Below are 21,686 nucleotides of genomic sequence, written 5' to 3'. Positions count from 1 at the left end.
AGGATCTACCCACGTCGCGTCCGCAGAAGCGTGATTAGATCCTCGGGACAAGCCCGAGGATGACGGAAGAAAGGACGAAAGTCTTTCGACCTTTAACCCTTGCCGAACACGCGATTGAAAATCGTGTCCACATGCTTGGTGTGATAGCCCAGATCGAACTTCTCGCGGATTTTTTCTTCTGGCAGCGCGGCGCGGACTTCTTCGTCGGCAAGCAGCTCTTCCAGGAAGTCCTTGCCTTCTTCCCAGACGCGCATGGCGTTGCGCTGGACGAGACGATAGCTGTCCTCACGCGAAACGCCAGCCTGCGTCAGTGCCAGAAGAACGCGCTGGGAGTGAACGAGGCCGCGGAACTTGTTCATGTTCTTGAGCATGTTGTCGGGGTAGATCACCAGCTTTTCGATGACGCCAGCCAGACGGTTCAGCGCAAAATCGAGCGTGATCGTCGTGTCGGGGCCGATAGCGCGTTCTACGGAGGAGTGGCTGATATCGCGCTCGTGCCACAGGGCAACGTTTTCCATGGCCGGAACGACAGACATGCGAACCAGACGCGCAAGGCCGGTGAGGTTTTCGGTCAGCACCGGGTTGCGCTTGTGCGGCATGGCCGACGAGCCCTTCTGGCCGGGAGAGAAGAACTCTTCGGCTTCCAGAACCTCGGTGCGCTGCATGTGGCGGATTTCGATGGCGACGTTTTCGATGGACGAGGCAATGACGCCCAGCGTTGCAAAGAACATGGCGTGACGGTCACGCGGGATGACCTGCGTGGAGACGGGCTCCGGTACGAGACCGAGCGCCTTGCAGACGTGTTCTTCAACGGACGGATCGATATTGGCGAATGTGCCGACAGCGCCGGAAATGGCACCGGTTGCGATTTCTGCGCGAGCGTTGACGAGGCGGGCACGGTTGCGGTCCATCTCGGCATAGAAGCGGGCAAAGGTCAGGCCCATCGTCGTCGGCTCGGCATGGATGCCGTGGCTGCGACCGATGCGAACCGTGTCCTTGTGTTCGAATGCGCGGGTCTTGAGCGCTGCGAGAACGCGGTCCATATCGGCGATCAGCAGATCGGCTGCGCGCACGAGCTGGATGTTCAGCGTGGTGTCCAGCACGTCTGAAGATGTCATGCCCTGGTGGATGAAGCGACTGTCGGGGCCGACGAATTCCGCCAGGTGGGTGAGGAAGGCGATGACGTCATGCTTGGTCACGGCTTCGATTTCATCGATGCGCGCGACATCGAATTCCGCAGCGCCGCCCTTTTCCCAGATGGTCTTGGCCGCATCCTTGGGGATGACGCCGATTTCCGCCAGCGCGTCGCAGGCATGCGCCTCGATTTCGAACCAGATGCGGAATTTTGTTTCCGGCGACCAGATTGCGACCATTTCCGGTCGGGAATAACGAGGGATCATAGCAATGACTTTCTCTCAGGAAGGAATATTTCTGCCCCTTTAGCAAAGTGTCCCGATAATCTCAACGCATAGCGCGTGTGAGGGTTAAGCGGTGGCAGGGCAGGGCCGCCGCTTGAGACGAAGGTCAGGCGCGGCCTTTTTCTGCAGCGGTTCTGACGGCGCTGACCATCTTGCGATAGTCTTCCGTGCCGTCGCCCTTGAAGATGGCAGAACCGGCGACCAGCACGTTTGCGCCTGCGGCAATGGCGCTGCCTGCCGTGTCGATGGTGATGCCGCCATCGACTTCAAGCTCGATAGGACGGTCGCCGATCATCGCCTTGGCGGCGCGGATCTTGTCCAGCATGGCGGGAATGAACTTCTGGCCGCCGAAGCCGGGATTGACGCTCATGATGAGGATGAGATCGACATCATCGAGCACGTTTTCCAGAACCGACAGCGGCGTTGCCGGATTGAGCGTGACGCCGACCTTCTTGCCGAGCGCGCGGATGGTTTGCAGCGAGCGGTGCAAATGCGCACCCGCTTCGGCATGAACGGTGATGCCATCACACCCAGCCTTGGCGAAGGCTTCGAGATAGGGATCGGCGGGGGCGATCATCAGGTGACAATCGAAGAACGCTTCACTGTGCGGGCGCAGCGCCTTGATCACATCAGGGCCAAAGGAGATGTTCGGCACGAAATGTCCGTCCATCACATCCAGATGAATCCAGTCGGCACCCGCCGCCGTGACATCGGAGACTTCCTGACCGAGTTTCGCAAAATTGGCAGCAAGGATGGAGGGGGCAATTCTGACGGGGAGTGTCATCTGCAAAAGCTCCTGAAACAAGAATGCGAAATCGCGACCCGAGGCCGGAAGCCTCATTTGCCGTCGATCTCCTATGGCGGGCATTTAACACCGATGCGCGGGATCAACAATCACCGCCTGGGCAATTGTGGTCAGCGTTCTGCGCGGTCCACAGGAACGAAGGCTGTGCCGTTCCACTGCTGCAAGCGGTAAAGATTGGCCTGAAGCTCGTGGCGGTCGGTGAAGGTGATCTGGCCAATCGCGGTGTCAAACGGCGTGCCGATCATCAGCGTCGGCGCGGGCTTGTCCTGCGCTTCTACCAACTCGTTCAGCTTTGCGGTGATCTGCGTCGCGGCGAATGCTGGCAGAACATAGCCCTCGGGCTCCACATTGGCGGCCCGCAATTCCTTCACCGCCTCGGCGGCAGATGGCAGAGCGGCATAATCCGGCGTGGTGATGGCAAGGACGCCCGGCTGCAAGGCGACGGGGCTGTTGGCCGCTCTCATCGTGTCACCGGACATAATGGTCAGCGTAGCCTTCTCGGCGGCCACGTCGCGGGCGACAGTGGCGACATCATTGCGCTCGGCGGCGATGAAGGCATGGGTGATGCCGGTGCGGCTGAGACGCCTGACCAGCGCAACCTGCTGCTCCTGTGACGGGCGCATGGTATCTGTGAAGGTCGGCTTCAGGCCGGATTCTTCCAGCCTGGTGCGAATGCGATCCACGAGTTCGCGGCTGTAGATCGTGCCGTCATCGATGAGGCCGAAGGAGTGGCCTTTCCAGTCCCGCAGCATGACCTCGATGGCAGCGTCGGACTCGGCAGCATCGGATGGGCCGAGACGAAACAGTGGCAAGCCACGCTTCAACGTGTCTTCCATCAGGCCGGAGGCGCGGCTGGACAGGGTGATGGCGGGAATGGCTGCATTCTTGAGCGTCGGCAGGGCGTCCTGCAACGTCTCTGTGCACAGAAAGCCGATGACAACGCTGACTTTGGCCGCGACCAGCCCATCGGCTATCGCGCCACCGCTGCCTTCTTCGCAGCTTTCGTGAATTTCCATGACATCGAGGCCAGCCTTGGCCGCTGCGATCTTCACGCCCTGGCGAATTTGTAGGCCCAGCATCTCATAGGCACCATTCTGCGGCGCGACGACACCGATGGTGGCGGCACTTGCTGTGCCGGCAAAGGTGACACTGGCAGCAATGATGAGCAGGCGAAATAATGGCATCGGGCGGCTGTTGTCCTCTTCCTGTCCTGCGATGTTTATCGACACAGAACCGTTTACAAAAGAGGCAATGCTTTCGAAAAGGCGCTAGCAGGACGAATTTTGGCGTATTTTCAGCAATGTAGGGGCTCCGTGACCCTCACGCGCTCCGCTTGCGCAGATGGCGGAACGCATCCTGTGCGAAAAGCGACAGTGGCTGCGGGGCGTCATCCATGTCGAACCAGCCCATATCTGATAATTTATCGGGCTCTGTCAGGCTCGGTTCGCCCTTCACGTTGCGAGCCAGATAGATGAGCGACAGCCAGTGCTGTCCATCTTCGGGAATGATCTGTTCGCTGATGCAAAGGAATGTCACATCGCCGATGGCAAGGCCGGTTTCTTCTTCGGCCTCGCGCTTGGCGGCTGTGGCGGCGGGCTCCATATGGTCCACCTTGCCGCCGACGATGTTCCAGTGGCCTGCTTCGGGCGGATTGACCCGCTTGTAGAGCAGCACCTTTCCGTCCCGTTCAATGACGAGGCCGGAACCGACACCCGGAAAATGAGTGCCGGGTTTCATATCAGGCTTTCGCGCTTGCCACGATCAGCATGAACGCAGGGATGTCATCGCCGAAGCCGACTGGTGTCGGGCCATCGTCGTAATCACGGTAGTGACGACGGCGATTATCGTCGTTTGCGGGAGGCGTCGTGTTGTGGTTCCGCTCGAAATTGCGAGGTGCTCTTTCTTGCTTGCGCTCTGCCTTCAACTTTTCGCCTCCGTTTGCCGCAACTTCAACGATGGCGGCTGGCTGAATGATCTTTTCTTCGACTTCTATCTGTGGTGCGGCTTCGCGACGATTTCTGTCGCGGCCACGGCCCCGTGGTTCCTTTTCCTTGCCACGGCGCGGGCGCTCGGCAGCAAAGCTTTCCATCGGGGCGGGCAGTTCGGTCAGGTCGCCGCTCAGCCACTCGATCTTTTCACCGATCAGCTTTTCGATGGCGTCCAGATACTTGGTGTCACGACGGTTGACCAGGGTAAATGCAGCACCGGAGCGGCCAGCGCGGCCCGTGCGACCGATGCGGTGGACATAGTCTTCCGCATGGATCGGAACGTCGAAGTTGAAGACGTGACTGACGTCGGGAATGTCGAGACCGCGTGCTGCAACGTCGGAAGCGACGAGCAGGGTGATCTGGTTATCCTTGAAGCCCGCCAACATCTTGGTGCGCGAGTTCTGGTCCATGTCGCCATGCAGAGCGCCGACCGAGAAGCCGTGACGTTCCAGCGAACGGAACAGATCGGCGACATCTTTCTTGCGGTTGCAGAAGATGATCGCGTTCTTGAGTTCCGTCTGAGCGTTTATGAGATCGCGCAGAATGGCGCGCTTCTCGTAATCCTTGTCGTGCGTGGCGACGATGCGCTGCGTCACGGTCTTCGCGGTCGAAGACGGCTTGGCCACTTCGATGCGAACCGGGTTCTGCAGGAAGCGGTCGGCCAGCTTCTGAATTTCTGGCGGCATGGTGGCCGAGAAGAACAGCGTCTGACGCGTGAAGGGAATCATCTTCGCGATACGTTCGATATCGGGAATGAAGCCCATGTCGAGCATGCGGTCGGCTTCGTCGATCACGAGGATTTCGACGCCAGTCATCAACAGCTTGCCACGTTCGCAATGGTCCAGCAGGCGGCCAGGGGTGCAGATCAGAACGTCTGCGCCGCGCTCCAGCTTGCGGTCCTGTTCATCGAAGGACACGCCGCCGATGAGGAGAGCCACGTTGAGCTTGTGATTCTTGCCGTATTTCTCGAAGTTCTCAGCAACCTGCGCCGCGAGTTCGCGCGTCGGCTCCAGAATGAGGGTTCGCGGCATTCTTGCGCGCGCACGGCCTTTTTCGAGAAGGGTCAGCATCGGCAGCACGAAGGATGCGGTCTTTCCCGTACCCGTTTGCGCGATGCCGCAGATGTCGCGTCGTTCCAGCGCTGGCGGGATCGCACCTTCTTGAATAGGTGTCGGTGTCGTGTAGCCGGCACTTTCGATAGCAGAAAGAACTTTTTGGCTCAGGCCAAGATCAGAGAATGTTGTCAAAGGAAAAACTGTTTCCGTGTTGGTTCGAAAAGAACACTTAGCTGTCATAACGGCGACGCCGCAGACCGGTAGCGGCGGAATAGGCCGAATTGGCAAGAAAGTCAAGGAAACAGGGATTTATCCCAAAATAATACAGCTTGCCGCACTGATTGCAGTGAGACTGGCAATTGTATCGGTATCAATAACCAAGCCGCGCATTGGCGACTGTTTTATTGAAGATAGGTTTTTAGCTCTGTTCCGGCAACCAGAAACCGCATCGGATCGACCGGATTGTCATTCAGGCGTACTTCGTAATGCACATGCGGGCCTGTCGAACGACCGGTACTGCCGGCTTTTCCGAGGACATCACCCAGCGCGACCTTGTCGCCTTCCTTGACCAGAATTTGTGACATGTGGCCATAGCGGGTGGTGATGCCCTTGCCGTGATCGACCTCGACCATATTGCCGTAACCTCCGGAAAATCCGGCGCTAATCACCGTTCCGGCACCTGTCGTGTGGACGTCGGCGCCCGTTTCGGCGACGAAATCCACACCGGCATGCAACGCGAGGCGTCCGAGGAAGGGATCGATCCGGTTACCGAATCGGCTGGATATCTCGCGACCGGGGGCAGGGTTGCCGAAAGGAAGTGCCACGGCTGCGCCGCGCACGCTTTCCAGACGGTTCAGGGCGTCGTCTAGATTGCTCAGCGATGTCTCGAAAGTTTCGGCGCTGGCTGTCATCGGCTCGACAAAGGGGCCGCCGATATTTTCACTCGATTTGTCATCGATCTTGATGCCGGTGCTGCGGATGATATCCGCCATGGCGTTTGCCTTGCTGGCTGCACCCGTGGTCAGCGAAGCGATTCGGCTTAACTGATCGTTTTCGACCTCGCTCAGCGAAGCGACCATTTTGGCAAGGCTGCGTTCGGAGAGTTTGTCGCTTCTGGTGCCGTAACCGAGGCTGCCCTTGAGGGCGGTTGCCGACGATGGCGGGGCCATCAGGTGTTCGATTGCGCTGGAAGCGCCAGACAGGCTGGCACGTTTGTCTGCGGAATAGGCATTGACGGGGCGGCTCTCGACCGGCGTTTCGGACAGGCCGGATTTCTCGGCCCGTTCGAGCAACTCGCTCATGCGACCGTGGCGTGAGGTGAGGGCGTTCTGCTGTTCCAGAAGCTTCTCGACCTTGCGCTCCACCACTTGCTGGTCAAGAAGCTGTTTGGATGTGACGCGGTCCACTTGCGCGCGCAACGCGGCAATTCGGTCTTCATATTCGCGCTGAATGCGGGACTGGCGGGCAATCGTAGCGCCGACCAGATCATCCCGCAAAATCAGATAGGCCGTGGAGCCGATGTAACCGACGCTGAGGAGGCCCGCGAGGCACAGTGCCGTTGCCGCTAGCCAGGGGCGGATGGTGATGTGGCGAACCTTTTCGCCACTCGCCAGAATGAGGACGTGCTGCTGGCGCTTTTTGCCAAAGGCCAGGTTTTTACCCGCTTCCGTCAAAATCCACCTCCAGCCAAGATCACGTTCAGCTGGATAGTAATTTGTTAAGGTTAACGAAGTTTTGACTTTCGCGGGCAGTCTCGTTGTCCACGCGTCGATTTCAGAGCTTTTTGATCGTCTCGAGCACGTCCTGCGCGTGACCGAGCACCTTCACCTTGTTCCAGATATGGGCGATTTTGCCATCCGGGGCCACGAGATATGTGGTGCGCTCGACGCCCATATATTTCTTGCCATACATGCTTTTTTCTTTCCACACGCCGTAGGTTTCAAGCACTTGTCGTTCCTCATCGGACGCCAGCATGACGGTGAGGGAATGTTTGGCGGCGAATTTGTCGTGGCTCTTTACCGAATCGGGTGAAATGCCGATGACGACGGCATTGGCCGCCTCGAAATCTGCGCCCATGGCGCTGAAGTCTATGGCCTGCGCCGTGCAACCCGACGTATCGTCCTTTGGGTAGAAATAGAGTACCACAGCCTTGCCTTTGAGGCCTGCGAGATTGACGTCGCCCGTACCGTTTCTGGGAAGGGTGAAATCCGGTGCAGCATCTCCGATTTTCAGTTCTGTCATGGGTGACCTTTCTTTCGCCGGATTGTTAAGTAAATGGGCCATTATTCGATATATACCGAATAAGAGCTTCGTCCAGTCTTGTGGCGAGTCAGACGGTGTGGTTGGTTGAGCCGCCATTCCGAACAGACCCTGATGGTATTTTCAGGGCGTGGCAATTCCGGGAGCAAGCACAGGCGGATGGCGGAAATTCGTGGTGAAAAGGTAAGCTTCAGCAAGCGCGATATCACGCCGCTGCATGCGATGCCCTCTGCCCAAGTCGAAGATCCGATCATCGTGCATTGCCCGCTCCCGCGCTCCATGATGCGATCGCTGTTCAAGGTGTTTGCGGCTCTCGTCGTCCTCGCCTTCATTTCCATCGGCGGCATCATCCTCTCCATCGAGACCGGTTCTATCGACAGCACGCTGTCAACGCAGGCCAAGCAGGCGCTGGAACGGTCGCTCGGTTCCAAATACGAGGCGCGGATCGGCTCTACATCGGTGCGGTTCGCATCCGGCTTTCACCTGGCGCTGGTGGCGCAGGATGTCGATATCATCGACCAGGGCACCGGCCAGCATGTCAGCCGCGCTCGTGCCATTGGCATGGCGCTCAATCCGCTGGCGCTCCTGACCGGTCGCGTCTCTGTGCAAAGCCTTGAGGCCACCGGCATGGAGCTGGATACGGCGCTTTTGCCGAAGGGGCAGGGGCTGGATTTTTCGAGCCTACGCGTTGGCGATGTGCCTTCCTATCTCAATCTGGCCTTTGCGGAACTGGACCGTTTTGCGCTGGCCTTCGAGGCCAGCGGTACGGAAGAAATCGATCTTTCCGACATCGCCGTGCGCCTGCCTGCGCGTGAAGACGGCCAGCCGCGCACCATCTTGCTCGAGGAATTATCGCTGGTACCGGATGGTAACGGCGGATATTCGCTGGATGGCAATGTTTCTTTCAACGGCGAAGTGGCGACGCTGTCGCTGGCCGCCCGTGGGTCTCAGGGCACGATCGGCAATTTCAGCGCACGGCTCGATGGTTTCGATATCGGCCCGCTTCTGGAACAGCACGACCCGGAAGGGCTGATGCACCAGGGGCTGAACGTCAAGGCGGGCTTCAATATCATCGGCAATCGCGATCACGGCGATGCGGAGCCTTCTCTGTCCGTTTCTGTCGGCATCGGCGATGGCAAGCTCTATATCGGCGGCGATGCGCAGCCGGTATCGAGCGGGGTGATCAATGCCCGCTACGATTTCGACAAGACCGTTATTGCGCTTGAAAATTCCCACCTGACGCTCGGCCAAACCGTTCTGCCGCTGCGGGGCGAAATCAAGGACAGCGCCACCGGCTATGACCTTGCCCTGCGCATGGAGCGGGCAACAGCGTTGGCCGAGGCGGGTGGAGAACCGCCCGTCACCTTCGACCTGACGGCGGATGGAACATTCAACAAATCGACACGCCTGCTCGATGTGCCAGCGCTCTATGTAAAGAGTGCGCTTGGAGATATGGCCGGGTCTCTCAAAGTCCATTTCGTTGGCAAGGGTTCGCCTGAAATCAGTTTCGGTGGACAGATCGCCAAGATGGAAGCGACGGCTGTCAAGCAGTTATGGCCGTTCTGGATGGCCCGCAAGGCAAGGCCCTGGGTGGTGTCCAACCTCTTTGGCGGTACGATCAGAAACGGATCGATTTCCGTCTTCATTCCGCAGGGACGGATGTGCGGCCCCGGTTGCCCGCTGGAACTTGCCGATAGCGAATTGCAGATCAAGTTCGACGTGGAAAACACCCGTCTTAATGTAGCTGGCGATATCCCGCCGCTGCGCGATGCATACGCTCACTTTGAGCTGATCGGCGAGACGATCGATGTCGATATCATCAAGGCGACATCGTTCTTCCCCTCCAACCGCACGCTGACGCTTGAAAACAGCACGTTCGCGATCAAATCCGTCTACGACAAGCCGCTGATGGCTGATCTCGACCTCAATGTCTCGGGCTCGGCGGATGCGGTGGCGGAACTTGCGACCTTCCAGCCGATCAATGCTCTGCGCGACACGGAGTTCAAGCCGGGTGATTTCGCCGGGCAGGTGAAAGCCAATGCCAAGCTGCGGATCGGCCTGCTGGCCAGCCAAAACCCGCCGCCACCTGCATGGTCGGCGCGACTGGATCTGGATGATGTCGCGCTGACCAAGCCCTTCTCGGGTCGCAATATCTCGGCGGTGAATGGACCGCTGACGATCGACAACGACGCCCTTCGGCTGAAGGGCAAAGCGCGCATCGATGATGTGGCGATGGATATCGATGTCGTGCAGCCCACGCGCAAGACCAGCACCGTTCCGCGGCAGATGGTGATCAAGGCAACGCTGGAGCCGGGTCAGGTGGCCAAGCTTGCGCCGGAGTTGACCAAGCTTCTTGGCGGCACGACCATGCTTGAGATCAATGCCTCCGACCCGCGTCGCCAGACCGTAAAGCTTGATCTGTCGAACGCTTCCATCGTGCTGCCCGGCATTGGCTGGACCAAAGGTGCGGGCATTCCGGCATCCGCATCCTTCGTGATGGAGACGGCGGATGGCCGCACCTCTATCGAGAATTTCTCGCTGAAGGGCGATGGTTTCGGTGCGGCGGGTGATCTGACATTCGATAAATCCGGGCTGACCGCTGCCAATTTTTCGCGGTTCCAGCTCTCGCCGCAAGACGATGTCTCTGTCAGCGTTTCCTCAGTGCGCAAGAATTACACGATCAACGCCAGCGGCAAGTCCATCGATCTGAGGCCCCTGATCGCAAGGCTGCGCAACTCGTCTGCCAAGAATGGCGGCGCTGCACCATCCGATAATACCGATTTCGGTGCTTTCTCCATCAAGGCGCAACTGGATAAGGTTTACGGTTTCAATGACGAGGTGATGAGCAACGTCAATGCCGACGTCAATCTGCGCGACGGCAAGCTGCGGACCATCGACATGAAAGCCGTCACCAGCCGGGGGCAGGCGCTGGTTGCCCAGACCACCAACCGGGGCGGCGGGGGAACGATCAATCTGACCACAAGCGATGCAGGTTCCTTTGCCCGCTTCACCAACCTCTATTCGCGCGTGCGCGGCGGCCTGCTGAACCTTGCGCTAACGACGGCCAACGGCAACGACTGGAGCGGATCGCTCGATATGCGCAACTTCGCGGTTCTGAACGAGGCCAAGCTTCAGGATATCGTTGCCACGCCCACGGGTGAGGATGGGCGAAGCCTCAACAACGCCGTTCGCCGCAATATCGATGTCAGCTCGGAAAAGTTTCAGCGTGGTTTTGCCCGGGTGGTCTATGTCAATGGCACGCTGGCGCTGGAAAACGGCGTCATCAGGGGTGAGCAGATCGGGGCGACATTCCAGGGGTTGGTCAAGGATCAAAACGGCAATATGGACATGACCGGCACGTTCATGCCCGCCTATGGTCTGAACCGTCTGTTCGGCGAGTTACCCTTCATCGGCATTTTCCTCGGCAATGGGCGGGATCGCGGATTGCTCGGCATCACATTCAAGCTGACCGGCCAGACCGACTCACCGCGCCTGACGATCAACCCTCTGTCGTTGATTGCACCCGGTGTCTTCCGGCAAATCTTCGAATTCCAATAAAAAACGGGCCGCTTGGAAGCGACCCGCGGAAGTGTCGTGGTGTCCGTTTTCACGCGCACCACGATAGGTATGCTTTTGTTTACTCGATTATGGCTTCGCGGCGACGGTCCGTATGGGCTGCGCCGATGTTACCGCCGAAGAGGGCTGCGATGGCACCGATCAGAAGCGCACCGAAAGCAACGTAAGCAGCGGTGGAAACGCCTGTGGCAGTTGCCTGAGCGGCTTCAGTTGCGGTCTTCTTTGCCTGTTCTACGGCCTGCTTGTACTGGTTTTCATAGTCTGTAACCTGCTGGCGGGCCTGATCGACAGGGATACCCTGGGCGCGGGCCAGAGCATCGGCAGCACGGTTGCGGGCATCGTCTGCCTGAGCCTGATCACCGGTCAGAGCAGCGCGCATGGCGCTGACGGCTGCATCGCGCAGGGCCTGCGGGTCGTTGCCGCCGCTTGCTTCACGGATACGCTGTTCGATTGTCGACATCGGGTTGTTCGCCGTAGCGAGCGATGGTGCAGCAGCGGTTGCCGCAGTCGCGATGGTGGAACCGGCGCCAGAGAAAACGCTCGTTACGCCTGTGAACGCGCCGCCGACCAATGCACCAACGGATGTTGTCAGCAGGTAAAAGACGATGAGCGTCGTGACAGCCCAGGATGCGAGGCCATGCAGAGCGCCTGTGGAACGAACCACGCGACCGGACAGGCGGCTTGCAACATAAGCGCCGATAAAGGCTGCGATGATGCCGCTGACGATGACCCAGATAACGGAGCCGGTGGAAAGAGAAGCTGCTGTTGGCGTGTCGTTCTGCGCCGGATCGATGACGCCTGCGCCGATAGCGAGGCCTAAGAGGTTGAGCAGCAAATGCAGCGAAAGCGCAATGGCGACACCAGCAAAGATGCTGCCCCAGGAAACATTTGCAATCGAATCGCGCAGTACAGGAGCGTGAACACCTGTCGTCGTAGTGGCATATCTTGTTTGGTCGGTCATTTCGCTCTCCTGACAGTAGCGCTTGTTTTGCGCCTGCGAAAAACGAAATCGTGATCGGTTTGTTCCGAAGTATCGTCTGAAATACTAATTAAGGTCGATATTATATCGTCGACGGCTAAAACTTTCGTCTCGCCGCCGAATATTTCCGGCTTTACTCGCGCAGATTGTCGCGAATCTAGCCTATCGGTCCAGCGGTTTGCGCAGACGTCCTGCGGCATCCTGTATATATTGCCATGCGACGCGGCCTGAACGACCGCCGCGTGTGGTTGCCCATTCCAGCGCTTCGCGATGGAGCGTTTCTCGCGACATCCCCAGATCGAAGTAGTCGCTGTAGCCATCGATCATCGTCAGATAGTCATCCTGGCTGCATTTGTGGAAGCCGAGCCACAGGCCGAAGCGATCTGACAGCGACACCTTTTCCTCAACGGCCTCGGACGGGTTGATGGCGGTCGATTGCTCGTTTTCCATCATGTGACGGGGCAGGAGGTGGCGGCGGTTGGAGGTGGCGTAAAACAACACGTTGTCAGGCCGCCCCTCTATGCCGCCATCCAGCGCTGCCTTGAGCGATTTGTAGGCGGTATCATCGTGGTCGAATGACAGGTCGTCGCAAAAGAGAATGACGCGCTGATCAGATGCTTTCAATATATCGAGGAGGGCTGGCAGGGTGTGAATGTCTTCACGGTGGACTTCCACCAGCTTCAAAGCTGCGCCGCTGGCTGCACGCACGTCTTCGTGAACAGCTTTGACCAGCGAGGATTTGCCCATGCCGCGCGCGCCCCAAAGAAGGACATTGTTGGCGGCAAAGCCTTCCGCAAAGCGAAGGGTGTTCTCGTGCAGGATATCGCGAACATGATCCACGCCGCGAATGAGTTGAAGCGCAATGCGGTTTGGCCGGGGCACGGGCTGGAGCCAGCTATTGGCCGGCACCCAGACGAAGCAATCGGCGCTGTTCCAGTCGTTTGCAGCGGGGGCAGGGCCCGCCAGGCGCTCCAGCGCCGTGGCGATGCGTCGAACTTCGGTAAGCAGAGCCATGTTGGTTTCTTCCGGCGTCATCGTCGCGTCTCCCTGCAAACAGTTCCCGTTGTGTTTTCCACGCCATGAAGGCGGCACAAGCCTAGAATTTCTGCGGGGTAGCATGGTGTTTATTGCGTTGAAAGGTTATGAGGCGTGGAAACGGTACGGCGCGCAGTGTCTGTCTGTTGCATTCTAGGGGATCGCAACTATATTCCGGCGGCTTGAAAAGCCGGCCAGTGGCGAAGACTGCGCCCGATAATCTGAGGAGTTCTTAATGTTCATTAGCCAAGCTTTTGCCCAGGATGCAGCGGGCGCACCATCTGCATTCGGGTCTGGCCTCGAAATGCTTTTCCTGTTCGCACCGTTGATGGTGGTCTGGTACTTCTTCCTGATCCGTCCGCAGCGCGCACAGTTGAAGAAGCGTCAGGAAACATTGACGGCCATCCGTCGCGGCGATCAGGTCGTTCTCGGTGGCGGTATCGTCGGCAAGGTGACCAAGGTCATCGATGACAACGAACTGGAAGTCGAAATCGCCGAAGGCGTCAAGGTTCGTGCATCGCGCACCTACATCGCCGAAGTCCGCGTCAAGGGTGAGCCGGTGAAGACCGAAGCGCCTGCCAACGCGAAGTAACACACGCAACGCACCTAATAAGCAGGCTGCGGCGACCGCAGCCTGGGTTCTGACACCCAACCCTGACCGAGACCTCAATGCTTCATTTTTCCCGCTGGAAAACAGCCTTCATCTGGCTGGCCGTGCTGATAAGCGTGTTTATCGCTTCTCCAAACCTGTTTACCGACAAGCAGCTGGAGGGCATGCCCAACTGGTACAAGGATAATAAGGTAACGCTAGGTCTCGACCTTCAGGGTGGCTCCCACATCATGCTCAAGATCGAGCGTTCCGACATCGTGAAGGAACGTCTCGAGACCATCGTGGGCGATGTGCGCACCCAGCTGCGTGATGCCAACATCAAGTATTCCGGCCTTGCCGGTAACGGCCAGCAGGTGCAGGTTCGCATCAGCGATCCGGCACAGTACGAGGCCGCAAAGACCGCACTTCGCGACCTGACGCTGCCCGTCTCTTCCGGTACGCTGGTCGGCACATCCATTAATGAAGTCACGATGAGCGATGGCGGCGACAACCTGCTGCGCCTCAACCTCACCGATGACGGCATCAACTATCGCCTGTCGTCTGCCGTGTCGCAGTCCATCGAAGTCGTTCGCCGCCGCGTGGACGAAGTCGGCACGACCGAGCCTCTGATCCAGCGTCAGGGTTCCGACCGCATCATCGTGCAGGTGCCGGGCCTTCAGGATCCGCAGCGTTTGAAGTCGCTGCTGAACCAGACGGCAAAGCTGTCCTTCCGTATGGTCGATACGTCCATGCCGGTGCAGGAAGCCTTAAATGGCCGTCCGCCTGCGACGTCTGAAATTCTCTATTCGCAGGACGATCCACCGGTTCCGTATCTGGTCGAGCGTCGCGCACTGGTCTCCGGTGACAATCTGGTCGATTCGCAGGCGAGCTTTAACCAGCAAAACAACGAACCTGTCGTGACCTTCCGCTTCGACAGCCGTGGCGCGCAGCGTTTTGCGCAGGCCACCCAGCAGAATGTCGGCAAGCCTTTCGCCATTATCCTCGATAATCAGGTTATCTCAGCGCCTGTGATCCGCGAGCCGATCATCGGCGGTTCGGGCCAGATTTCCGGTAACTTCTCGGTGCAGGGCGCAAACGATCTTGCCGTTCTGCTGCGTGCCGGTGCACTTCCGGCAACCCTGACCGTTGTTGAAGAACGCACGGTTGGCCCAAGCCTTGGTAGCGATTCGATCAACGCCGGTCTGATGGCCAGTGCCATCGGTGCCATCGGCGTTGTCATCTTCATGTTCATTTTCTACGGCTTCTTCGGCCTGCTGGCGAATATCGCTCTCATCGTGAACATCGTCATGCTGCTCGCGGTGCTGAGTATGATCGGGTCGACGCTGACGTTGCCGGGTATCGCCGGTATCGTGCTGACCATCGGTATGGCCGTGGATTCGAACGTTCTGATCTATGAGCGTATTCGTGAAGAGGTGAAAAGCGGCAAGCCGCTGATATCCTCGCTGGAGAACGGGTTTACCCGCGCCTTTGCGACCATCATCGACGCCAACCTGACGACACTGATCGTTGCCAGCGTGCTGTTCTATATGGGCACGGGCCCGGTCAAGGGCTTTGCGGTCACGCTTGCCGTCGGTATCGTCACCACCGTCTTCACCGCTTACACGCTGACGGCATGGCTGTTCGGTGTATGGGTTCGCCGCAGCCGTCCAAAGCATCTGCCGAACGGTATCCGCACCGCCATTTTCGATGGTAAGGATATTCCGTTCATGCGCTACCGCCGTTACGTGTTCCTCTTCACCGGTGCGGTGATGCTGGCGTGCGTTGGTGGTTTCATGACCAAAGGTCTCAACCTGGGTATCGACTTCCAGGGCGGCTCCGTCATCGAGGTCAAGGCCAAGCAGGGTGATGCCGACATTGCCGATATTCGCGATCGTTTGAGCCAGCTCAACCTCGGCGAAATCCAGGCGCAGGGCTTTGGTACTCCGCAGGACGTGCTGATCCGCATTCAGGCGCAGGAAGGCGGCGAGAATGCCGAACAGTCTGCCATCACGCTGGTGCGTGGCGAGCTTGAGGACAAGTACGAGTTCCGGCGCGTGGAAGTCGTCGGCCCTGCCGTTTCCGGCGACCTGACCTTCACCTCCACCATCGGCATTCTGCTCGCCATGGTCGCTATCATGGCCTACATCTGGGTGCGGTTCGAGTGGCAGTTCGCGCTCGGTGCTATCATCTCGATGGTGCATGACGTGGTGCTGACCGTTGGTCTCTTCGTGTTCTTAGGCATAGAGTTCAACCTCACCAGTATCGCGGCGATCCTGACGATTATCGGCTACTCGCTGAACGATACCGTCGTCATCTATGACCGAATTCGTGAAAACCTGCGGCGTTACAAGAAGATGCCGCTGTCCATGATCATCGACGTTTCGCTGAACCAGACATTGTCGCGCACGATCCTCACAGGTCTGACGGTGATGCTGGCGCTGCTGTCGCTCTATCTCTTCGGCGGCGAAGTTATCAGGTCCTTCACCTTCGCCATGTTGTTCGGTGTCGGTATCGGCGTCTTCTCGTCGGTCTACATCGCTGCACCAGTGCTTATCGCCTTCAAACTTCGCCCAGGTGGTAATGACACCGAAGACGAGAAGGCCGATGCAAAGTCCAATGGCAAGACAAACGCTATTGACGGCAAGCCTGCTGTCTGATGGCGGCTGGTATAGAAATACGCCCGGCCCATTTTCCCGGCCGGGCGCCCATCGATGCCTATGGCAATGGCGGCTTTCGCTTTGCCGACATGTCCCATCGCGGCTCCATCCTCTGCTTGCCCTCTGGCATTCACGGCTGGAGCGTCGATGATCCGGCAAAACTGTCCGTCGAGGATTTTTCGCGGATCATTGCGCAGGCTGGCGACATCGAAGTCCTGCTGGTTGGCATGGGCGATACGATGCGCGTGCTTCCCAAAGAGTTGAAGCAGGCTTTGCGGGACGCAGGCATTGCTGCTGACCCGATGAGCACGGGTGCTGCGGTGCGCACCTACAACATCATGCTTTCGGAAGCGCGTGCCGTTGCGGCAGCCCTGATTGCCGTCGAAGGCTGAAAGAGCGGAACAGTCATGACCGAGCCGTTGGCAGACAAGGACGCGTGCCTGACGATGTTGCGTGATCTCGACCGAGACCGCTATCTCGCCTGTCTGCTTTCGCCTGAAGACAAACGCCCCGCTCTTTCTGCGCTCTACGCCTTCAACGCCGAGATTGCCCGCATTCGCGACCTCGTGCGCGAAGCCTTGCCGGGCGAGGTGCGGATGCAGTGGTGGCGTGATTTTCTGGATGGATCGCCGCATGGCGAAAGCCTTGCCAACCCTGTCGCCGCAGGGCTGCTGAGCGCCATCGAAACCTTCGATCTGCCGCGCCAGACATTGATCGACATGATCGACGCCCGGATATTCGATCTCTATGACGACCCCTTCGAAGATCGAAACGCGCTGGAAGGCTATGCCGGGGAAACGGCATCGGCGCTGATCCAGCTGTGCAGCCTTGTGCTATCGCCAGCCGATGCGACCCTGAGCGCGCATGCCGCCGGTCACGCAGGCGTGGCGCAGGCCATGGCGGGAATGCTGTTGCTGGCGCCGCTGCACAGACGGCGCGGCCAGGTCTATATTCCTCTCGACATGCTCTCGGCAGCAGGATTGGACCGGGAGACGTTTCTGGAAGGCAAGGACACGTCGCGCATTGCGGCAGCCATCGAGATTTTCTGCGTCCACGCGCAAGACCATCTGAAAAAGGCGCGTGGCGCAACGATACCCAAGCCCGTGTTTCCGGCCTTCATTCCGGTGGCACTGACGGGCAGGGTGATTGCCGACGCGCGCCGGGCAGGGGCCGGGCTGTTCGAACAGGATATTCAGCCATCGATGCTGCGGAGGCAGTGGCTGCTGGGCAAGGCTTCGGTGCTGAAGCGGTTTTAGCCTGCTCAACATTCGCGCAAGGTTCGCTGGCTATGAACCGGAAACGATGAGACACTTTCCCGCCACCACCACCACGAGCAGCCGCATGGAGCAACGTCGATGGACCCTTTGATCTGGATCGTCATTCTCGTTCCGCTCGGCTTTCTTGGCATGTATTTCTGGCGCATGAAGCGGGATGCGGGTGATGGTGACAGTCACGACACCGGACAGGCCATTCTCGACTTCGCGCGCGCCTTTCCAACCGAAGCCATTCGCAGCCTGCACATGACCGCAGATGGCATGGCGGTGTTCGTGCGCCTGCACGATAACAAGGCCGGTTTCATGCGCAATATGGGCAAGCACCACGCCTGTATGCTGATCGATCCCGAGCGCATTACGGTGGAGCAACTGGAAACCGGCGACGGGTTCGTGGTGACCTTTGTCGACGCGCCGAAATATAGCGGCGCGTACCGGTTCAAATCGGCAGGCGAGGCGGCGGAAGTCTCTCTGTGGCTGCTCGGCAGTTATCTGGAAGCCGCCGAAAGCCTGCCGGAGATTTCAGAGGATCAGGCGGCGGATGCCCCTGCCTCCACGCCGTCGCCGTCCTCTTCTACTTGAGCGAACACAGGGGCGGGAACGCCAAGCCATGATGCGCAATCGGTCAGCGCACGCTTGGCCATGAGGTGCCGCTTCATGATCGTCTTGTCCTTGCCGCGGAAGCGTTTCACGCCCTCCGGCTTGACGATGGAGCCGGGCGCAAGTTCCGGGAACAGCCCGAAATTCACGTTCATCGGCTGGAAAGAACGCTTGCCCGGCTCTTCATCTGTGGAAAGATGGCCGCCGGTGATGTGGCTGAGCAGCGAACCGAGTGCGGTGGTCGCAGGCGGCAGGCTGACCGGCTCATCCTTGCGTTCGGCGCTCGCAAAGCGGCCAGTCAGAAGGCCGATGGAGGCGCTTTCGACATAGCCCTCGCAACCGGTGATCTGGCCCGCAAAGCGCACCGAGGGCCGTGATTTCAGCCGCAGCGATGGATCGAGCAGGCGAGGGGAATCGATATAGGTGTTGCGGTGCAGACCGCCGAGACGCGCGAACTCGGCGTTCTCCAAACCCGGAATCATACGGAAAATATCGGCTTGCGTGCCGTATTTCAGCTTCGTCTGGAAACCGACCATATTGTAAAGCGTGCCCAGCGCATTGTCCTGCCGAAGCTGAACTACGGCGTAAGCCTTGACTGTCGGGTTGTGGGCATTCGTCAGGCCCATCGGCTTCATCGGTCCGTGGCGCAGCGTCTCGCGTCCACGCTCCGCCATGATTTCGATGGGCAGGCAGCCGTCGAAATACGGCGTGCCTTCCCACTCCTTGAAACCGACCGTATCGCCCGCGATCAGCGCGTCGATAAAGGCATGGTACTGCTGCTCATCCAGTGGGCAGTTGATATAGTCCTTGCCATTGCCGCCGGGGCCGACCTTGTCATAGCGTGACTGGTACCAGCAGATATCCATGTTGATGCTGTCTCGGTGGATGATGGGAGCGATGGCGTCGAAAAAGGCAAGTGCATCCTCACCCGTTTCGGCCTGAATGGCGGCAGCGAGGTTGGGCGAGGTGAGTGGGCCGGTGGCGATGATGGTGTTGTCCCACTCCTGCGGCGGCAGGCCTGAGATTTCTTCGCGGATGACAGTGATCAGCGGATGGGCCGCAAGCTCTGCCGTCACCGCATCGGCAAAGCCGTCTCGATCTACGGCGAGCGCGCTGCCAGCAGGCACCTTGTGGCGGTCGGCGCAGGCCATGATCAGCGAACCGGCAAGGCGCATTTCCGCGTGAATGACACCCACGGCATTCGCTGTCGCATCATCCGAGCGGAAGGAGTTGGAGCAGACGAGTTCCGCCAGCGCATCACCCTTATGCGCATCCGTGCCGCGCACGCCGCGCATCTCGTGCAGAATGACAGGAACGCCCGCCTGCGCAATCTGCCAAGCCGCTTCAGAACCGGCCAGCCCGCCGCCAATGACATGAATGGGGGAATAAGTCTTGTCTTGCATCGTACACCCGCACCGCCATAGAGCGCGACGTGCGTTCCAGCGGACATGTTGGTTTGATTGGAAAGCCAGCCATTTTCAGGAGGCGATTTTGCCGATCCAGTACCACGACACGGAAATGCCGCCAAACTTTTTCGGCAGCTCTGTTTCAGGAGACTGTCAACGGATCAGCGGTTTCTGCCCCATGCTGACGGCAATGATGCCGAGCAAGAGAATCGCTTCACAATTTTGCAGAAACCTCGACGACAGATGCGACCATAGGGCGAAGCAGGCGAAATAACGGCTTTTGAATGTGAAAAACATGGCTGTGGTGGCAGAGTCACACAACGGCCAATTGGTGGGATTTCATTCCGTTTTGGCCTGATTAATCCCTAATAGTTAGAACAAATTAGCTGTAAAGCACCCGTATACGCTGTAGATGGGCATCTTACGTAAATTATTTTTGCAGTGCAAAACGCTTTACTCAGCAGGCGGTAGATTGCCTTTTTTTTCAAAGCACGGCACGTTTTTCCCAACGCATTGCCTTGATTGGGGAGAGACATGGCAAAACAAAATATCATTTTAAGTGGTGCCTTGAGCTTTGCCGTCGGTTTGACATCGATGACGCCTGCGTTTGCGGGTGGGTTGGAGCGCGGCGGGTATAATATTGACCTGCTTTTTGATAGTTCACGATTTGCAGCAGAATCGACTGCGACGTTCGTTGCTCCTCAGCGTAAGTTGAAGAATGCGAGAGATACGAACACCGGCAATAACCCGCTTCTCGGACAGAATGGCGACAACAACAATCTGTCTTCATCAACAGACGATAGCGAAAATTACTGGGTACCTCGAGTCGGCTTAAAAGCTGGATTCGGTGATGCCACGGATTGTATGGTTGATTACTCCCAGCCTTGGGGCGCGCATACTAAGCCGGGAAGAAATTGGGCGGGTATAAATGAGAATATCGAAACCAAGGTAGAGAGCGATAACTATGCTTTAACATGTTCCTACAAGTTTGATGTCGGACAAGGACAGCTTCGCTTCATTGGGGGTGGTTTTTATCAGGAGCTTTCTGGCTTTAAAGAACGTCAAGTTTTGCCAGCTAATATTTTGGGTACAGGTGTTGGTCGCCTTGATTTGAAAGGTGATGGCTGGGGATGGCGCGCAGGCATCGCGTATGAAATTCCAGAGTACGCACTTCGTGCGAGCCTTGTTTATAATAGTGAAGTGAAGTTGAACGACATCACGGGCACGCTTAACCTTTCGCAGGTCGCGGCACTAGGTGGTCCAGTCGTGCCTGTTTCCGGGTCACAGGCGATGCCAGACACGCTTGAGTTCAAGTTTCAGACGGGTATAGCACCTGGTTGGCTTGCGCTCGGTTCTGTGAAGTGGGTTGACTGGAGCCAATTTTCGAAAGTCCCATTTTACTGCTCGACGGCAGGTGTGCCTATCTGTGGAGCAAACCCCGCTACCTCCCTTGATTTGGGTTATCGCGACGGCTGGACTATCTCAGGCGGCGTAGGTCACAAGTTCAATGATCAGTGGAGCGGCGCCGTAACCGTAACATGGGATCGTGGAACCTCTCAGGGCTTCGGTACTCAGACAGACACGTGGACGCTGGGTACCGGTGTCTCCTACTCTCCTACCGAAAATGTCGAACTGCGTCTTGCTGGTGCTCTTGGCATCCTCACAAGTGGTTCCTCTGGTCTCACCACGATCAACGGTCAGGTCTACGGTAATGACGCCTCTTACAGCTTTGGTAACGACCTCGTTGCGGCTGTTTCGACATCGCTTAAAGTCAAGTTCTAGTCAGCGCTTGAACTATTCTGAAACCCGGTCCGCCAAGGCCGGGTTTTTTTGTTGCCCGCTCGCAATATTGTGACGATTTGGCAACATATTTCTGCAACCTTCACGTAGCGTAAGAATGCCTGCCTATTTGTCCATTTCCCGCCACAAACAAGTTGCTTGTTTGTCTTCGAGGGCGCGGGAAATGGAAGAATATGCAAGCTTCGACAGGGGGTCTGCGGAAGTGGTTAATGTGAAAATAAGTGTGGATTCAGTGTCTAAGCAAGTAA

The 21,686-nt window shown here is 58.2% G+C and carries 17 protein-coding genes; 7 read left to right on the top strand and 10 right to left on the bottom strand.

Annotated features, from left to right (window positions below):
• Nucleotides 1-92: 92 nt before the first annotated feature.
• The 7 genes from purB to bcp form a co-directional block, all read right to left on the bottom strand.
• Entirely contained in the window at nucleotides 93-1,400 is a 1,308-nt protein-coding gene (gene purB / locus HRR99_RS08575; RefSeq protein WP_233121172.1) for an adenylosuccinate lyase, read from the bottom strand.
• A gap of 124 nt (nucleotides 1,401-1,524) precedes the next feature.
• On the bottom strand, nucleotides 1,525-2,202 hold the full coding sequence (gene rpe, locus HRR99_RS08570) for a ribulose-phosphate 3-epimerase (RefSeq protein ID WP_111838159.1): 678 nt from the start codon (nucleotides 2,200-2,202) through the stop codon (nucleotides 1,525-1,527).
• A 131-nt stretch (nucleotides 2,203-2,333) separates the two neighbouring features.
• Nucleotides 2,334-3,407, bottom strand: a complete 1,074-nt coding sequence (locus tag HRR99_RS08565; protein WP_233121170.1) for a branched-chain amino acid ABC transporter substrate-binding protein — start codon at nucleotides 3,405-3,407, stop codon at nucleotides 2,334-2,336.
• Between the two features lie 136 nt (nucleotides 3,408-3,543).
• On the bottom strand, nucleotides 3,544-3,960 hold the full coding sequence (locus HRR99_RS08560; protein ID WP_233121169.1) for an NUDIX domain-containing protein: 417 nt from the start codon (nucleotides 3,958-3,960) through the stop codon (nucleotides 3,544-3,546).
• 1 nt (nucleotide 3,961) lies between these two features.
• Complete coding sequence (locus HRR99_RS08555; protein ID WP_233121167.1) at nucleotides 3,962-5,458, bottom strand: DEAD/DEAH box helicase; 1,497 nt, start codon at nucleotides 5,456-5,458, stop codon at nucleotides 3,962-3,964.
• A 209-nt stretch (nucleotides 5,459-5,667) separates the two neighbouring features.
• Nucleotides 5,668-6,939 carry a M23 family metallopeptidase gene (locus HRR99_RS08550; protein ID WP_233121166.1) on the bottom strand — a complete coding sequence of 424 codons (1,272 nt, stop codon included), beginning with the start codon at nucleotides 6,937-6,939 and terminating at the stop codon, nucleotides 5,668-5,670.
• A gap of 100 nt (nucleotides 6,940-7,039) precedes the next feature.
• The gene (gene bcp / locus HRR99_RS08545; RefSeq protein ID WP_233121164.1) at nucleotides 7,040-7,507 is read right to left on the bottom strand and encodes a thioredoxin-dependent thiol peroxidase; all 468 of its coding nucleotides are present in this window, start codon (nucleotides 7,505-7,507) and stop codon (nucleotides 7,040-7,042) included.
• Between the two features lie 177 nt (nucleotides 7,508-7,684).
• Here bcp and HRR99_RS08540 point away from each other — a divergent pair, with 177 nt between their 5' ends.
• Nucleotides 7,685-11,083 carry a YhdP family protein gene (locus HRR99_RS08540; RefSeq protein WP_233121163.1) on the top strand — a complete coding sequence of 1,133 codons (3,399 nt, stop codon included), beginning with the start codon at nucleotides 7,685-7,687 and terminating at the stop codon, nucleotides 11,081-11,083.
• A 79-nt stretch (nucleotides 11,084-11,162) separates the two neighbouring features.
• On the opposite strand, the gene HRR99_RS08535 is transcribed toward HRR99_RS08540, so the two are convergent.
• Together HRR99_RS08535 and HRR99_RS08530 are read right to left on the bottom strand one after the other, a co-directional pair.
• Entirely contained in the window at nucleotides 11,163-12,062 is a 900-nt protein-coding gene (locus HRR99_RS08535; protein ID WP_233121162.1) for a BAR domain-containing protein, read from the bottom strand.
• Between the two features lie 180 nt (nucleotides 12,063-12,242).
• Nucleotides 12,243-13,115: an ATP-binding protein gene (locus HRR99_RS08530; RefSeq protein WP_233121161.1), complete on the bottom strand. Its 873-nt coding sequence runs from the start codon at nucleotides 13,113-13,115 to the stop codon at nucleotides 12,243-12,245.
• 235 nt (nucleotides 13,116-13,350) lie between these two features.
• Here HRR99_RS08530 and yajC point away from each other — a divergent pair, with 235 nt between their 5' ends.
• The 5 genes from yajC to HRR99_RS08505 all read left to right on the top strand — a co-directional run bounded on the left by yajC (nucleotide 13,351) and on the right by HRR99_RS08505 (nucleotide 18,214).
• Nucleotides 13,351-13,707, top strand: a complete 357-nt coding sequence (gene yajC / locus HRR99_RS08525; RefSeq protein WP_042619276.1) for a preprotein translocase subunit YajC — start codon at nucleotides 13,351-13,353, stop codon at nucleotides 13,705-13,707.
• Nucleotides 13,708-13,784: 77 nt separating this feature from the next.
• Nucleotides 13,785-16,361 (top strand): protein translocase subunit SecDF, encoded by a 2,577-nt coding sequence (gene secDF, locus HRR99_RS08520; protein WP_111838167.1) that lies wholly within the window; start codon nucleotides 13,785-13,787, stop codon nucleotides 16,359-16,361.
• A complete protein-coding gene (locus HRR99_RS08515) occupies nucleotides 16,361-16,753 on the top strand; it encodes an Mth938-like domain-containing protein (RefSeq protein WP_233121160.1) in 393 nt (130 codons plus the stop codon). The genes secDF and HRR99_RS08515 overlap by 1 nt, the downstream gene beginning before the upstream one ends.
• A gap of 15 nt (nucleotides 16,754-16,768) precedes the next feature.
• The gene (locus HRR99_RS08510) at nucleotides 16,769-17,617 is read left to right on the top strand and encodes a phytoene/squalene synthase family protein (protein WP_233121159.1); all 849 of its coding nucleotides are present in this window, start codon (nucleotides 16,769-16,771) and stop codon (nucleotides 17,615-17,617) included.
• A 99-nt stretch (nucleotides 17,618-17,716) separates the two neighbouring features.
• Nucleotides 17,717-18,214 carry a hypothetical protein gene (locus HRR99_RS08505; RefSeq protein WP_233121158.1) on the top strand — a complete coding sequence of 166 codons (498 nt, stop codon included), beginning with the start codon at nucleotides 17,717-17,719 and terminating at the stop codon, nucleotides 18,212-18,214.
• Here HRR99_RS08505 and trmFO read toward each other — a convergent pair.
• Nucleotides 18,163-19,635 carry a methylenetetrahydrofolate--tRNA-(uracil(54)-C(5))-methyltransferase (FADH(2)-oxidizing) TrmFO gene (gene trmFO / locus HRR99_RS08500; protein WP_233121157.1) on the bottom strand — a complete coding sequence of 491 codons (1,473 nt, stop codon included), beginning with the start codon at nucleotides 19,633-19,635 and terminating at the stop codon, nucleotides 18,163-18,165. The two genes, HRR99_RS08505 and trmFO, sit on opposite strands and share 52 nt — an antisense overlap.
• Before the next feature lie 537 nt (nucleotides 19,636-20,172).
• Between trmFO and HRR99_RS08495 the strand changes: the two genes are divergently transcribed.
• On the top strand, nucleotides 20,173-21,420 hold the full coding sequence (locus HRR99_RS08495) for an OmpP1/FadL family transporter (protein ID WP_111838171.1): 1,248 nt from the start codon (nucleotides 20,173-20,175) through the stop codon (nucleotides 21,418-21,420).
• Nucleotides 21,421-21,686 lie beyond the last annotated feature (266 nt).

This window comes from Agrobacterium vaccinii, from assembly GCF_021310995.1.
Taxonomy (GTDB): Bacteria; Pseudomonadota; Alphaproteobacteria; order Rhizobiales; family Rhizobiaceae; genus Agrobacterium; species Agrobacterium vaccinii.
This window is presented reverse-complemented; position numbering and strand designations above follow the sequence as displayed.